Source organism: Providencia sp. PROV201 (assembly GCF_028479545.1).
GTDB classification, from domain to species: Bacteria; Pseudomonadota; Gammaproteobacteria; order Enterobacterales; family Enterobacteriaceae; genus Providencia; species Providencia huaxiensis.
Genome location: NZ_JAMPNW010000009.1, coordinates 26,329 through 41,496, shown reverse-complemented (window position 1 = coordinate 41,496; position 15,168 = coordinate 26,329). Strand labels below are relative to the sequence as shown.

The following is a 15,168-nucleotide window of genomic DNA, read 5'->3' as shown; positions in this document are numbered from 1 at the left end:
ATGTCAGGTACAAAAGTTAAAGTTGCTCTGGCTCAGTTTGATTCAGAACTTGGCAATAAAACTAATAACTTACAACGTATGGCACAATTGTGCCAACAAGCCGCGGATTCAGGAGCAAAATTGATTTGTTTCCCTGAACTGGCGACAACGGGTTACCGTGGTGACTTATTGACTACCAAGCTGTGGGATTTAAGCGATTCCATCGGAAGTGAAACTTATACGCTATTTAGCGAACTTGCTACTCGTTTAAATATCACTATTGTTAGCGGTTTTGTTGAACGCGGTGAATATTTAGGTGATATCTATAACTCTGTCGGTGTTTGGAACCCGGGGTGTGATGGTATTAGTGGCGTTTTTCGTAAAGTTCATGCCTTTGGTATAGAGAAACAGTGGTTTGGACGAGGTGATAGTTTTCCGGTGTTTGAAACCCCCATTGGTAAAATCGGTGTCATGATTTGTTATGACATGGGGTTTCCTGAAGTCGCACGAATTTTAACATTACAAGGCGCGGAATTATTATTAGCGCCTTCAGCTTGGTGCGTTCAAGACCGAGATGTCTGGGATATTAACAGCGCCTGTCGAGCATTAGAAAATGGAACTCACTTACTTGCGGTGAACCGTTGGGGCCATGAAGAAGATCTGCATTTATTTGGTGGTAGCAAGGTTTTAGGTCCTCGCGGCCAAGTACTTTGTGAAGCGGGCTGTGAAGGTGAGGAGCTATTAATTGGTGAGGTTGATTTTTTAAACCAAGCCCATACACGCTTAAATGTGCCTTATCTAAGAGACAGAAAGCCACAAAGTTATAGTGTATTAACCCAAGGTTCAGGGTCATGAGTATTTTATCTAGCGTTGTTGATGTTTACCAACTGTTCCTGCGTTCAGGGAACGAACTGACTGTGACAACGTTAGTTAATGAGTTAGGTATGCCTAAAAGTTCAGCCTCCCGTCTTTTAAAGCAAATGGCTGAACTCGGATTGCTTGAAAAGAAAAACAATGCACCTATATATCGACCGGGTTTGTTGATTATGGAATTAGCGCATCGGGCTAGAGGGATGAATCCATTAATCGATATGATGCTTGAAGCACTTGATGAACTTGCGAAAGATAGCGGGTTTACCAGTTATGTATCAGCACTTGATGATGATATGGTTCGTGTCGTTCATGCGCGCTTTGGCAATAGCATGTTACAAGTGATCACTCAGCCGGGTACGCGGTTGCCCATACTGGGGACTTCAACGGGACGTGCGTTATTAGCAAGGTTACCGCTAAATGAGCGGTCAAAAATCATCGGCCGCGAACTAAAAGAAGAGCAAGAGCAGGCTAAATTAGTTGAGCGTTTGGACATAGTGGCTGAGCGTGGCTGGGAATTTTCGATGGATGAATCTGTTGCTGGCGTCGCGTCAATATCAAGTACAGTTTTCGACCCAGCGCAAAATACGTTATATGCCCTGTGCTTAAGTTTACCTGCAACACAAATGAATGATGAGGTTATGGCACAGTTATCCATGAGTCTTTGCCATAAAGCTGCTTATCTTGGTTGTATGGTGGGTGACCCGTATTGGTTACAAAAAAGCATAAATAAGTCATGAGTTTATTTTGTTCATAAAAGTAAACAGTAGTAAGAAGTAGGTAGTAGCAGTAAGTAGTAAATTATAAATATTTATATTGTTAGTATTTTAAGTGCGTGAATACGCCTTCATCAGGAAAAATGAGACCTCAATTACGTGAGGTTTCATCTAGAGCGAAATGAGGTTAACTCGTTATTTTAGGCGAGTTAACCTCAAAGTAGCTCTTCACTCCCATAAAAAAAATTAAAGGAAGTACAATGAGTCTAAAACAAACTCTTTGCGTATATGAGCTAATCGATTGCGCTAGTGTTAAAGGTGAAGACATTGTTGCATTGTTCCAAGATTTCTCACACATTGAAGTTATGTCTAAAACGGTTAAGGATCACAAAGGACAAAGCGATTTTGTTCGCATTCTTATTCCTGGAACACAAGGTAAATCACAGCATAAAGATGCGCCAACACTGGGGATCATCGGGCGTTTAGGTGGAATAGGTGCTAGGCCTTCTCGAATCGGTGTTGTGTCTGATGCAGATGGCGCAATTGCCGCACTTGCAGCAGCGCTTAAACTGGCACAAATGCATGAAAAGGGCGACCGATTACTCGGCGATGTCGTGATCACAACCCATATTTGCCCAAATGCACCAACACGTCCACATACACCTGTTGATTTCATGGACTCCCCCCTTGAAGATGCCACGATGAATCAACATGAGGCGATCCCAGAAGCGGATGCTATTTTGTCCGTAGATACCACAAAGGGAAATCGCTTACTCAATCATAAAGGGTATGCACTGTCTCCTACAGTAAAAAATGGTTGTATTTTACCCGTATCAGAGGATTTAATTCGTTTGATGGAGTGGAGTAGTGGCCAAAAAGCGGTGACATTCCCACTATCAATTCAAGACATCACGCCATATGGCAATGGCCTACATCATATCAACAGTATATTGCAACCTGCGGTATCAACATCTGCACCAGTGGTTGGTGTCGCTATTTGCTCAGAGACTGTGGTGCCAGGTTGCTCTACAGGAGCTAGCCATGAGGTTGATATTGCGGCTACAGTAAAATTTATGATAGAAGTTGCGAAAGAGTTTACAGCGAATCAGTGTGCATTTTATGATGTTGAACAATATGCATTATTAACTGCACTGTATGGTGATATGTGTCATCTGCAAACAGCGGGTAATCGTACTTAGTCATTTCAGAGAATAGCCACAGTTAATTATTAGCCTCATCAATGTAATTGAAATAATTAACTGTGCTCTATTGAGTAAAAGCTTAGCTCGATTCGCTGTTATTAGCGGAATTGTCTTCAGCTTCAATAGGGATGATAAGCTCAGCGTGGTTGCCTTTTGGCCCAATGGTTAAACTGAACTGAACTTTTTGGCCCGCTTTTAGTGTCCTGTAACCGTCCATTTGGATACAGGAATAATGTGCAAAAATATCTTCTCCGCCATCAGCTGGGCAAATAAAGCCAAAGCCTTTTGCGTTATTGAACCACTTAACGATACCTGTCTCCATATTTCATCCTTCAAATTTACCAATATTTGCGTTTAGAGCTATGTATAAAAAACATACACCGAATAAGTATAAATACCGTGTTATTTGTTTACAAAATATACTGTAATAAATTGCCTTCTAAGGTCAAGAGGTGAGGCTCAGGAATTAGTGGAAAGTGTTCAGAATTCGCTAATCAATCGCGCTCATTTTTTGTAATATTTGATATGGTTCACAGATTGCTAACCATGGAAGCAAAGATGATTCCCATGCTACACTGTCATTTAATGCAATATAAACAAAAAATATCATAGTGACTAAATGGTATAGTTTTATGACGTTATCAATATGATTGATAGAAATCGTTGATAATAAAGACTATGCTTAAATTGAAGTTAAACACTGAGCAAGCAAGTAATGAGTGATTTTCTGGGCACATTTAAAACTGACGTCATTTTTAAAGATGAAATAGATCAAACCTTACAGCCACCATCGATGTATAAGGTGCTATTAAATAATGACGATTATACTCCGATGGATTTTGTTGTCGAAGTGTTACAAAAATACTTTTCTTTTGATGAAGAACGCGCTACACAGATAATGTTAGATGTCCATATTCAAGGAAAGGGAGTTTGTGGAATTTTTACTGCAGAGGTTGCTGAAACTAAGGCGGCACAAGTCAATACTTTTGCTCGTGAACATGAGTACCCTTTGCTTTGCACTATAGAGAAAGTCTAATTTGGCTTAATATCAATTTTGGGAGGTGCTTATGCTCAATCAAGAACTGGAGCTTAGTTTAAACGTAGCTTTTACGAAAGCGAAAGACAGTCGCCATGAGTTTATGACTGTAGAGCACCTATTGCTAGCGTTACTGAGTAATATCTCTGCTCGCGAAGCTTTAGATGCTTGTAAGGTTGATCTTGTTGCATTACGTCAAGAACTTGAACACTTCATCGCGCAAACTACACCTTTGTTACCCGAAAATGATAGCAGAGACACCCAGCCTACGTTGAGTTTTCAGCGTGTATTACAGCGTGCTGTTTTTCATGTGCAATCATCTGGGCGCAACGAAGTCAGTGGTGCAAATGTATTAGTGGCGATTTTTAGTGAGCAAGAGTCCCAAGCTGCGTACTTATTACGTAAGCATGATGTTAGCCGCTTAGATGTGGTTAATTATATTTCTCATGGCACGATAAAAGGCGAAGAGTCGTCATCAGAACAAGATATCTCTTCTAATAGCGTGCAAAATGAAGAGCAGCCGGTCTCAGAAGACCATATGGACAACTTTACGAGCAACCTGAACCAACAGGCCAAGAAAGGGAATATCGACCCACTGGTAGGGCGTCAGGCCGAATTAGAGCGTACTATTCAAGTATTGTGTCGCCGTCGTAAAAATAACCCATTATTAGTTGGCGAGTCTGGTGTCGGTAAAACCGCTATTGCTGAAGGGCTAGCGTGGCGTATTGAGCAAGATGATGTACCTGACGTCATGAAAGGCTGCACAATTTATTCATTAGATATTGGTTCATTACTGGCAGGAACCAAATACCGTGGTGACTTTGAGAAACGCTTCAAAGCATTACTGAAAATGTTGGAAAAAGATCCAAAAAGTATTTTATTTATTGATGAAATACACACGATTATCGGTGCAGGAGCAGCATCTGGTGGGCAAGTTGACGCGGCTAACTTAATTAAGCCGTTGCTATCAAGTGGCCGAATTCGTGTTATTGGTTCTACAACATACCAAGAATTTGGCAGTATTTTTGAGAAAGACAGAGCTTTGGCGCGTCGTTTCCAGAAAATTGATATTGTAGAGCCAACTCCAGAAGAAACAATTCGCATCATAAATGGGCTAAAACCTAAATATGAAGCGCATCATGATGTTCGTTATACCGCAAAAGCAATTCAAGCCGCGGTGGATTTATCTATTAAATATATCACTGATAGGCATTTGCCAGATAAAGCCATCGACGTGATTGATGAAGCAGGGGCGCGAACGCGACTGGTTGCACCAAGTAAACGTAAAAAAACCATTGGTGTACCTGAAATTGAAACTGTCGTGGCACGCATTGCCCGCATCCCTGAAAAAACCGTTTCCTCTAGCGATAAAGACAAACTCAAGACACTTGATTCACGTTTGAAAATGTTAGTTTTTGGACAAGATAAAGCGATAAATTCGTTGTCTGAAGCAATCAAAATGAATCGCGCAGGCTTAGGGTTAGAAAATAAACCAGTGGGCTCTTTCTTATTTGCTGGGCCGACGGGGGTGGGTAAAACGGAAGTCACGGTCCAGTTAGCTAAAGCACTGGATATTAAACTATTACGTTTTGATATGTCTGAGTATATGGAACGCCATACTGTTAGCCGTTTAATTGGTGCTCCTCCTGGCTATGTTGGCTTTGATCAAGGTGGCTTACTGACGGATGCAGTTATTAAACATCCGCACTCAGTGGTATTGCTAGATGAAATCGAAAAAGCCCATCCTGATGTGTTTAATATCCTCTTACAGGTCATGGACCATGGTACTCTAACGGATAACAACGGTCGTAAGGCTGATTTCCGTAATGTTGTAGTGGTAATGACAACCAACGCAGGGGTACAAGAAACTCAGCGTCGTTCTATTGGTTTTGCAGAGCAAGATAATAGCACTGATGCGATGTCTGAGATCAAAAAGGCATTCTCACCAGAGTTTCGCAACCGCCTTGATGGTATCATTTGGTTTAACTCATTAACTCCAGAAATTATTACGCAGGTCGTTGATAAATTTATAGTGGAATTACAAGTTCAACTTGATGAGAAGGGCGTCTCAATTGAAGTCAGCGCTGCGGCTCGCCGTTGGTTATGTGAAAAAGGCTATGATAAAGCGATGGGTGCCCGACCTATGGCTCGCACCATTCAGGACAACCTGAAAAAACCATTAGCAAACGAGCTGCTATTTGGTTCATTAACGAATGGTGGCTCTGTAAGTATCGGGCTTGATGAAAAAAGTAACACACTGACATACAGCTTCAGTAGCGTGCACAAGGCCTCTCCGGAGGATGCGGTATTCTGACGAATAGACCACAGGTGTATTAATGCACCTGTGGTTGTCAGGCCTTGCCTGAAGAGAATATCAACGGCTACGGAAAATGATTCGGCCTTTGCTCAGGTCATAAGGTGTTAACTCTACAGTTACCTTGTCGCCTGTCAGGATGCGGATATAGTTTTTACGCATTTTTCCAGAAATATGAGCAGTCACCACGTGACCGTTTTCCAGTTCAACACGGAACATTGTGTTTGGCAGGGTATCTAACACAGTGCCCTGCATTTCAATATTGTCTTCTTTGGCCATCTAATCCTCTAAGTTTAATAACCTGATTTTTAACGGGCAAGATAATGCCCAAAAACCCACACTAAGTAAAGAAATGTCGCATTTTAACGCGATCTTTATTTTTACATGAGGGTATAAATTTACTATAAAACCAAAATTCGTTACTCGAAAATTGGCGGTATTTCAATCGATTGCGGTAACCAGCAGGCGGGGTCAATCGCTTTGTCACGCCACCGGTAAAGAATATGTAAAAAATCCCTACGGGATATCTCTTTTGCGCCCATTGAGGCAGTATGGTGGTTAAGTACCTGACAATCAAAAAGCTGCCCATTATAGCGCAAAAAATGAAAATAGAATGTAATAAAAGCAAATTTGGATGCATCATTCATTCTGCTAAACATGGATTCCCCACAAAATAGGTGCCCCATGTTCACGCCATACAGGCCTCCAACGAGTTTACCGCCATACCAAGCTTCAATGGAATGCGCCATCCCCGCTTGGTGTAATGCCAAATAACCTGCTTGCACTTCGGGTAAAATCCATGTGCCCTCTTGGCGTATAGAGCAAGCTGCAATAACTTGCTCGAAAGCATGGTTAATAGTAATGCGATAAGTCTGCTTTTTTAATACTTTTTTCATTGACCGGCTAATATGTAATTCACCAACCATGAGTACGGCTCTAGGGTCTGGAGACCACCATAAAGGCATCTCTCCAGGATTAAACCAAGGAAAGATACCATCATAATAGGCAGCTTGCAGCCTTTTTGATGAAAGATCTCCACCAATCGCTAATAAGCCATTGGGTTCCCGCATCGCTTCAGACACGGGAGGAAACAAATAGGAGTCATCATCTAATTGGTACATATACGCCTCAGAGCGGTTGCTGTGCCCAGTGGCGCTGGCGGAACTGATAATATTGGCCTTGCATACTCAACAGCGCTTGATGGGTACCTTGTTCGATGATTTTACCATTATCCATCACACAAATGTTATCCATTTCCTCTAAGCCTTGCATACGGTGAGTAATGACAATTAATGTCTTATCAGCACATTTTTCCTTGAGCAGCGCTAAAATCTGCTGTTCAGTATGCGCATCAAGCCCTTCCGTTGGCTCATCCATAAGAATTAATGGTGTGTTATGTAACAACGCACGGGCAATGCCTAAGCGGCGTTGTTCCCCGCCAGAAAGTTGTCTACCGCCTTCACCCATCCACGCATTAAGCTTTAATTCGTTTTCTAATAAATTACCTAATCCAACTTGCTGTAATACTTCGTTTAATTCGATATCAGAGGCTTGTTCATTGGCGAGCAATAGATTATTGCGCAATGTATCACTAAAGACATGAACCCGTTGTGGCACAACAGACATCATATTGCGTAACGATTTTTCGCTAAATTCGTTAATAGGCGTGCCATTTAAGTAAATGGTTCCGCTATCAACATCCCAAGCCCGGGTTAATAACTGCAGAAGAGTGGATTTACCACAACCTGTTTTGCCTAATAAAGCAAGGTGTTGGCCTTTATTTAACGTTAAAGATACATTGTGAAGAACAGCAAATGGCTGTTCTGGATAGGTAAATGAAATATTATCGACAGTCAGATTTTCTAATGTTGTGATTGAAGGGCTTTCACTTGGGAAAGTGACCTCTGGTTTCGCGGTCATTAATTGGGAAACGCGAGTAGCAGATGCAATCACTTGACCCATATGTTGGAAGGCAACAGCAACAGGGCCTAATGCTTCGAAAGCCGCTAGCGCACAGAACACAAATAAAGCAATCAGTGCTCCCGGTTTTGTGTCGCCCCCTACATGGTCGGCAGCCATCCAAAGAAGTAGTGTTGCTGTAACACCAGAGGCAAATAAAATAATGGCTTGAGATAACCCAGTGAGGGCCGCTTGCTGTTGTTGGCGCACTTGCCACTTATTTTCGATATTAAGCAAGTTTTGGCGAAAACGTTCAGTGGCACCAAATAATGTTAACTCAGCTTGCCCTTGCAGTGCTGAGGTTAAAATAGTGCGATAATTTCCACGTAATTCGGTTAGCTCACGACCAATGGGCTTTCCTGCACGATAAAATATAAATGGCATCGTAAATAGCAAGAACAGCATGATGCCACCCAGTGTCCAAGCAAGACGTGGGTCGAGGTAACTTAAACCAAAAATAAGGACAAAGGTAACAAAAAATGCTGTAATGATCGGCGATAAAACCCGCAAATAGAGGTGATCTAGGGTCTCTACGTCAGCGACCAGACGATTGAGTAACTCCCCTTGGCGAAAACGGCTGATCCCCCCCGGCGAAAGGGGCAATACTTTACTAAAAGCAAAAACTCGTAAATGAGCAAGTACCTTAAAGGTCGCATCGTGGCTAACTAAGCGTTCTCCATAACGGCCTGCGGTACGAAAAATTGCAGCACCACGGACACCTGCAGCGGGTAACATGTAATTAAAATAATAAAGACCCGGAAACCCCGCAATTGCGGTTCCAGCTAAAAACCAACCAGAAAGGGTAAGTAAACCAATACTCGCCAGCAAGGTCACAATTGCTAATATGATGCCTAACGTAATTAAAAACCAATGGCGGCGGTAAAGGGCTAAGAAAGGTAATAGAATTTTCATTATCAAAGCTCCTCGCTGCGATGGGCAAGTAACTGGGCAAAAGCGCCTTCTGACTGACTCAATTGTGTGTAATTACCTTGCTGAATGATTTGCCCATTAGCCATTACCCAAATTTGGTCGTAATCCAGGGTTTCTTCCAGTAAATGGGTGACTAAGAGGGTCGTTTGCTGGCTTGATAGCTGGTTAAGTGTCTGCATGACACGTTGCTCACTGTGGGAGTCTAGGCTTGCAGCGGGCTCATCTAAAAGTAGCATACGAGAGGGTTTCAACAGGGTCCGAGCAACGGCAACTCGCTGAGCTTGGCCGACCGAAAGACGGGCAGCATAGTCACCGAGTTTGGTATTTAGGCCGTCAGGTAAATGAGCTAAGAATTCGGAAACATAGGCATTATCAATCGCCTGTTTAATTTCTGCTTCTGTAGCATTTGGCTTGCCTAAACAGATATTTTCAATCAATGTTTGTTCTGGAAGGTGGGGGTTTTGCCCAACCCAACCCAGTAATTCACGCCATTTATCAGGGCATAATTCGCGAAGTTCAACGCCATTTATGGTGATGGAGCCGCGATAAGGTAGAAAGCCTAACAATAAATTCAGTAATGAGCTTTTCCCTGCACCACTTTGACCGACAATAGCAATACGTTGTTGTGGTTCAATATTGAAATCTAATGGCCCTGCAAGGCGCACGCCATCATGGGATAAAATTTCTAATTGTTTAGCTTGAATATAGATAGCTTCATCGCTCAGTGTTTGGGTGCCTTGTTGAGCTTTTTGTTCCCCCTCACTGTTTAATAGCGTTTCGAGTGTTTCAGCGGCACCAACAGCTTGTGCTTTAGCGTGGTAGTATGTGCCAAGGTCACGTAATGGTTGGAAAAACTCTGGAGAAAGTATCAAAGCAAGGAAGCCAGCAAACAGTGTGACAGGTAAGCCATAGCTACCAAAGTTCATTTCACCAAGGTAGGAAAATCCAAAATAGACGGCAACAACAGCAATCGAAATCGACGCAAAAAACTCAAGTACGCCTGAAGACAGAAATGCCATTCTGAGTACTTCCATCGTTCTGGAACGAAAATCCTCTGTTGACTCGCGAATTTGCTTAATTTCTGCTTTCTCACGAAAAAATAACCGTAAGGTATCTAGGCCTCGTAACCTATCAAGAAAACTGCCACTTAAACGGCCTAATGCAATAAAATTACGACGGTTAGCGTCTGCCGCACCTAAGCCAACTAATGCCATAAAAATCGGGATCAGCGGGGCAGTGACAAATAAAATGAGGGCGGCTGCCCAGTTAAATGGGAAAATAGCAATCAGGATCATAATGGGGATGATCCCTGCTAAATACATTTGTGGAAGATAGCGTGAATAGTAATCTTGCATGTCTTCAATTTGTTCAAGAATAATCGTAGCCCAACTCCCCGCAGACTTACCTTTAACCCATACAGGGCCAAGTTCTTGAAGTTTATCGAGTACCATGGTGCGTATTTCTTGGCGCACCACTTGGCCACAACGAAAGCCAACACGTTCTCGTATATAAGTGACAATTGCGCGTAAGACGAAAACGCAGATCAAAAGCATAAAAGGGGTTAATAGCTGTTCTCGAGGAACGTTATCCATAATCAATGCTTGTAAGATAACAGCTAAGAACCAGGCCTGAGCAATAATCAGTAATCCGCTCAAAATGCCTAGTAACATAGAGATCCGCAACCAGCGCTTGGCAGGGGCACTGTGTTGTTTTAACCAACGTACCAATTCAGTCTGTCTTGATTTATCCATAATGATTTAGTTAGCAGGTGTAGTTTTAATGTCATTGAGTATAGTTAGGAAATACCAACCTAACGTTGCTTTTACCATGCGTTATATTGCAGCTGGGCTGTTTTAAACCGCATGAGAACGATAACTTTTTGATCGGGTCACGCAATGGGTGATTATAAGAAAATCTGCGTTTTTGATCTTACCCATAAATTCGAGTATTAGGCTACATCATAACAGCTTCACCACCATATGTTGCATAATAAAAGTGGGTAATTTAAAGTGATTTGTGTTTTGTTATCAAATTGTTTTGTAAAGGTAAATTTAATATTTCAGTAGAGCTTGAGATGTAATAATATTGGGATGTTACTGTATTTTTACGTAATGAAAAGGCGGCTTAACAAAGAAATGTTAAGCCGCCTGCATTTTTAATTAGAATTAAGAAGAGGGGTCTATCATTAACCATTCTTTAGGCTTCAATTTAAAGTTTCCTTTCAATAAATTATCCCAAGCCTGATCTTTTTCTTTTATGGTATCAAATGAGTGAGTTTGCGTATCCATTAACTCCCAGCTTTGTTCCGTTTGTTGCCATATATGGCAATCAATATTAGAGCCACTTGGGTAGGAATAGCACATAACCACATCATCTTGATTGTTTTGGTTAATATCGGCCATAAAGCCAACACATGGGTATGGGTCGTATTGTGAAGTACAATACCATGCACTGCTAAGGTTCTCCCCGAGGTCGAACCAACTATCGGGTATTGTAGGGCTATTTTGAGCTTGAATTAAAACTGACTTTAGCGGTTTTCGCTGTTCTTCTTCATAAGGGCTAGTTTGGAATAGCTTTTGATATTCAGGGTTCTTATTGAGTTGTTCAAAAGCCTGTAGTCCTTTTTCACCTAATTGTTTTAAGTCATAAGCAAGGGAGCTATTGACTTTAATTTTGCCATTTTCAATACCTGCAAGAATACTGTTCAGTGTGATGCGTTTAAAATCAGCTATTGGGCTGTTAATAACTAATATAATGGCAATCAGAGATAAAATTCCTGCTTTATTGATAGACCCCAGATAGGACATCCAAGCTGATTTTTTATAGATAATGGCAATGCTATAAGCAAAAACCAGTGCAAATAGGAATAAGGCAATAGTAAAGGCATACAGGCGTTCAATACTCCAACTATACTGGTTTACTCGCACCAAAATGCCATAAAGAGAAAGCACTGAGAATGCATTGAGTAGAATAATGCTAATTAAAACAAAACCATTTAGGCCTGCACGGAATTGATATTGCGTTGTGCCATCGCCATACACAAAATTAATAAAAATGAGGTTTAAAATTAAAAACCATAGCATCACTGCGGAGCCTAAACCCGCAGAGGTTAAACCTGAAAAATGAGAAACAACGAAACCACCCAAGAAAATAACGGCAACAATATTTAAAAGAGGTAAGAAAAAACGAGCAATAAAGCTAACAAAATTACTGAGTTGTACATTCAATGTTGCGCGTAAAAAAGCTAAACTTACGTTGAAGCCAAGTGCAAAGCTCACCCAATAGATAACGTCGTTATCAAGAGCTTCACTCAAAAAAGTTAGGTTAACAATACCAAATAGAAAACTGGCTATTTTTACGATTAAAGTGAGTAACCCACCTATTGCAGAAGCTAGAACACCTAAAAAGGTATTTTTAATATATAGCCCCATCAAGCAACCGTAGTCGATTTTCCATGTTCTTGTGGTTTGCCACGATTGCATCCAAGGAAGCATAAAAAAGAGTAGAACAGTTAGGGTGATAAAGGCGAAGAATGGGTCTGCATCTGTCGGATTTTGAAAGTCTTGGGAATGCCAGTAATTGAGCCAGAAAATTAACCCAATAATGACAGCAATGTTGAGATAGAAAATAGCGGATTTTGCATTGGTAATTAGGTAACTTATTGCTGAAGGAACAAAAATGGCGAGCAAAATAGGTAGATACAGAGTGGTGGCGCTAAGTTGGCTTTCTAGACGGGTAGAGTAATCAGTCGTGGCTGTGATGACGATGCCTTGAATTACGGCAAGTATGACAATAATAAAATAAGAATAACCGCGAATGACATCACGTTCTGATTGTTGCCCCATACCTACACCTTATATTAATTAATGTTATGTAAAAACAGTATAGGCAGTATTAAAAAAGTACAATATAAACTTGGTCTTAAAAATATATGTAAAACTAATAGTTAAGATGGTTAACATAGGTCATAAAAAAGGCTTCAATTGAGGAAAAATTGAAGCCTATCTAAATCACAATAACTTATTGATTATTTAGATGCTAAACCATCAAGGTAGCGTTCTGCATCTAAGGCTGCCATACAACCTGTACCCGCAGAGGTAATTGCTTGGCGGTATATATGGTCCATGACATCACCTGCAGCGAACACACCTTCAACAGACGTTTGAGTTGCATTGCCTTGAGTGCCAGATTGCACTTTAATATAACCGTTGTCTAAATCTAATTGGCCTTCAAAAATACCGGTATTTGGGCTGTGGCCGATGGCAATAAATGCCCCCATAACAGGAATATCTTCTGTTACATGTGTTTTCGTACACTCTAAGCGCACACCCGTTACGCCCATATCATCACCTAATACTTCATTTAATGTACGGTCGGTATGTAGAATAATATTACCGTTCTCAACTTTATCCATTAAACGATTAATCAGGATTTTTTCTGCGCGGAAACTATCACGGCGATGAATTAAATGGACTTCTGAAGCAATGTTAGAAAGGTACAGTGCTTCTTCTACTGCAGTATTTCCACCACCAACGACAGCGACTTTTTGGTTACGATAGAAGAAACCGTCACAGGTTGCACAAGCTGAAACGCCACGGCCTTTGAACGCTTCTTCTGAAGGTAGGCCGATATAACGAGCGGAAGCCCCTGTCGCAATAATCAGTGCATCACAGGTATATTCATTTTCATCGCCAATTAAACGGAAAGGGCGTTGTTTTAAGTCCACTTTTTGGATATGGTCAGATATGATTTCGGTGTCAAATTTTGACGCGTGCTCATGCATGCGTTCCATAAGCCCTGGACCGGTTAAACCTTCTGGGTCACCAGGCCAGTTTTCAACTTCAGTTGTGGTGGTCAATTGACCGCCTTTTTCCACCCCAGTAATCAATGCTGGGTTTAAGTTTGCACGTGCAGCATAGACAGCCGCAGTATAGCCCGCAGGGCCAGAACCAAGAATGATTAACTTGCGATGTGTTGTTGTGCTCATGAATTCCTCTTTAATCTAAAAAGCATTTACGAGATTGTAGGAGAAATAAGAGGCTAACAAAAGTGGTTTAAGTGTAAGTTAGTTTCATTTAGCTTATTTCATCAATAGGTAATACCGACAAAATGTAAGAAAATGTGACAAAAAGTTGCTTGTGTCACGCATCACAATTTTTAGGAATTATCTTGAATTAAGGCTGCGAAACGTTTTACTGGAAAAAAAAGCGAAATCTTGTACTGATTTTTATTCATTTGCTTTGACAATCGGCTGCGCATTTGCGAAAACATCAGTGTAAGAGTTAATTATCTAGCAGATCAATGGAAATGGCGCATTTTTGTTCTTACTGGAAAATTAACTTTACACTACTTACAAATTTAAAATACAAGTAAAAATTGTGGGTGATAATTACATTCACGCGAACTTCAGCATTATGAATAAAATTTGCTCCTGAACACGAATTCCTAAATAAATAGAGGTGGTGACTAAGGTGCTTATTTTTAGATGTAGAAAATAACAATTAGAGAAAGAGAGATAAAGAGATGATTGACAATAAAAAGCGTCCTGGCAAAGACCTTGACCGTATCGACAGGAATATATTAAACGAACTACAAAAAGACGGGCGAATTTCTAACGTAGAGCTATCTAAACGAGTTGGTTTATCTCCAACACCTTGTTTAGAGCGTGTACGTCGTCTTGAGAGACAAGGATTTATCTCTGGCTATACGGCGTTATTAAATCCACACTACTTAGATGCATCTTTGCTCGTGTTTGTTGAGATTACACTCAACCGTGGCGCTGCAGATGTGTTTGAGCAATTCAATACTGCAGTTCAAAAACTGGAAGAAATTCAGGAATGTCACCTAGTTTCTGGTGACTTTGACTACCTGTTGAAAACGCGTGTGCCAGATATGTCCGCATATCGTAAACTGTTAGGTGAAACTCTGTTACGTTTACCAGGCGTGAACGACACTCGTACCTATGTAGTTATGGAAGAAGTTAAACAAAGCAATCGCTTAGTGATCAAAACTCGCTAATTATTGCTTTTTAACCTCGATTCAGCACAGCATTTCAGCTTTGTTGCCGCACTGCAGTTTCAACGCTGAGTTTACTCAGCGTTGTTCCGTTTTTCTTACCCCATCTGTTGTTTTATCAAAACATCATGCTTTGTCGTTTAACTG

Annotated in this window: 13 protein-coding genes; 6 read left to right on the top strand and 7 right to left on the bottom strand. The window is 41.1% G+C overall.

Annotation, left to right across the window (positions count from 1 at the left end; all coding sequences use genetic code 11):
- The 3 genes from PR809_RS09360 to PR809_RS09350 all read left to right on the top strand — a co-directional run bounded on the left by PR809_RS09360 (position 1) and on the right by PR809_RS09350 (position 2,764).
- A complete protein-coding gene (locus PR809_RS09360; RefSeq protein ID WP_102138443.1) occupies positions 1 to 834 on the top strand; it encodes a nitrilase-related carbon-nitrogen hydrolase in 834 nt (277 codons plus the stop codon).
- Complete coding sequence (locus PR809_RS09355; protein ID WP_102138444.1) at positions 831 to 1,589, top strand: IclR family transcriptional regulator; 759 nt, start codon at positions 831 to 833, stop codon at positions 1,587 to 1,589. Before PR809_RS09360 ends, PR809_RS09355 begins: the two co-directional genes overlap by 4 nt.
- A 236-nt stretch (positions 1,590 to 1,825) precedes the next feature.
- Positions 1,826 to 2,764 carry a DUF1177 domain-containing protein gene (locus tag PR809_RS09350; RefSeq protein WP_166266508.1) on the top strand — a complete coding sequence of 313 codons (939 nt, stop codon included), beginning with the start codon at positions 1,826 to 1,828 and terminating at the stop codon, positions 2,762 to 2,764.
- Between the two features lie 82 nt (positions 2,765 to 2,846).
- Here PR809_RS09350 and cspD read toward each other — a convergent pair whose 3' ends face one another.
- Entirely contained in the window at positions 2,847 to 3,089 is a 243-nt protein-coding gene (cspD, locus tag PR809_RS09345; RefSeq protein WP_102138446.1) for a cold shock domain-containing protein CspD, read from the bottom strand.
- A gap of 393 nt (positions 3,090 to 3,482) precedes the next feature.
- Here cspD and clpS point away from each other — a divergent pair, with 393 nt between their 5' ends.
- Positions 3,483 to 3,803 (top strand): ATP-dependent Clp protease adapter ClpS, encoded by a 321-nt coding sequence (gene clpS, locus PR809_RS09340; protein ID WP_102138447.1) that lies wholly within the window; start codon positions 3,483 to 3,485, stop codon positions 3,801 to 3,803.
- 31 nt (positions 3,804 to 3,834) lie between these two features.
- Positions 3,835 to 6,117, top strand: a complete 2,283-nt coding sequence (gene clpA / locus PR809_RS09335; protein WP_102138448.1) for an ATP-dependent Clp protease ATP-binding subunit ClpA — start codon at positions 3,835 to 3,837, stop codon at positions 6,115 to 6,117.
- Between the two features lie 60 nt (positions 6,118 to 6,177).
- Here clpA and infA read toward each other — a convergent pair whose 3' ends face one another.
- The 6 genes from infA to trxB all read right to left on the bottom strand — a co-directional run bounded on the left by infA (position 6,178) and on the right by trxB (position 13,993).
- Entirely contained in the window at positions 6,178 to 6,396 is a 219-nt protein-coding gene (gene infA, locus PR809_RS09330; protein ID WP_004244560.1) for a translation initiation factor IF-1, read from the bottom strand.
- Positions 6,397 to 6,536: 140 nt separating this feature from the next.
- Positions 6,537 to 7,238, bottom strand: a complete 702-nt coding sequence (gene aat, locus PR809_RS09325) for a leucyl/phenylalanyl-tRNA--protein transferase (protein ID WP_195698392.1) — start codon at positions 7,236 to 7,238, stop codon at positions 6,537 to 6,539.
- 7 nt (positions 7,239 to 7,245) lie between these two features.
- Positions 7,246 to 8,988, bottom strand: a complete 1,743-nt coding sequence (gene cydC, locus PR809_RS09320; RefSeq protein WP_206276145.1) for a heme ABC transporter ATP-binding protein/permease CydC — start codon at positions 8,986 to 8,988, stop codon at positions 7,246 to 7,248.
- A 2-nt stretch (positions 8,989 to 8,990) separates the two neighbouring features.
- Positions 8,991 to 10,757 carry a heme ABC transporter permease/ATP-binding protein CydD gene (gene cydD, locus PR809_RS09315; protein WP_206276146.1) on the bottom strand — a complete coding sequence of 589 codons (1,767 nt, stop codon included), beginning with the start codon at positions 10,755 to 10,757 and terminating at the stop codon, positions 8,991 to 8,993.
- A gap of 414 nt (positions 10,758 to 11,171) precedes the next feature.
- Positions 11,172 to 12,851, bottom strand: coding sequence for a DUF7057 domain-containing protein (locus PR809_RS09310; RefSeq protein WP_166266516.1), 1,680 nt, complete (start codon positions 12,849 to 12,851; stop codon positions 11,172 to 11,174).
- Positions 12,852 to 13,033: 182 nt separating this feature from the next.
- Complete coding sequence (gene trxB / locus PR809_RS09305; RefSeq protein WP_004909448.1) at positions 13,034 to 13,993, bottom strand: thioredoxin-disulfide reductase; 960 nt, start codon at positions 13,991 to 13,993, stop codon at positions 13,034 to 13,036.
- A gap of 536 nt (positions 13,994 to 14,529) precedes the next feature.
- On the opposite strand from trxB, the gene lrp reads away from it, so the two are divergent.
- On the top strand, positions 14,530 to 15,024 hold the full coding sequence (gene lrp / locus PR809_RS09300; protein WP_004256338.1) for a leucine-responsive transcriptional regulator Lrp: 495 nt from the start codon (positions 14,530 to 14,532) through the stop codon (positions 15,022 to 15,024).
- The last annotated feature ends 144 nt before the right edge of the window (positions 15,025 to 15,168 follow it).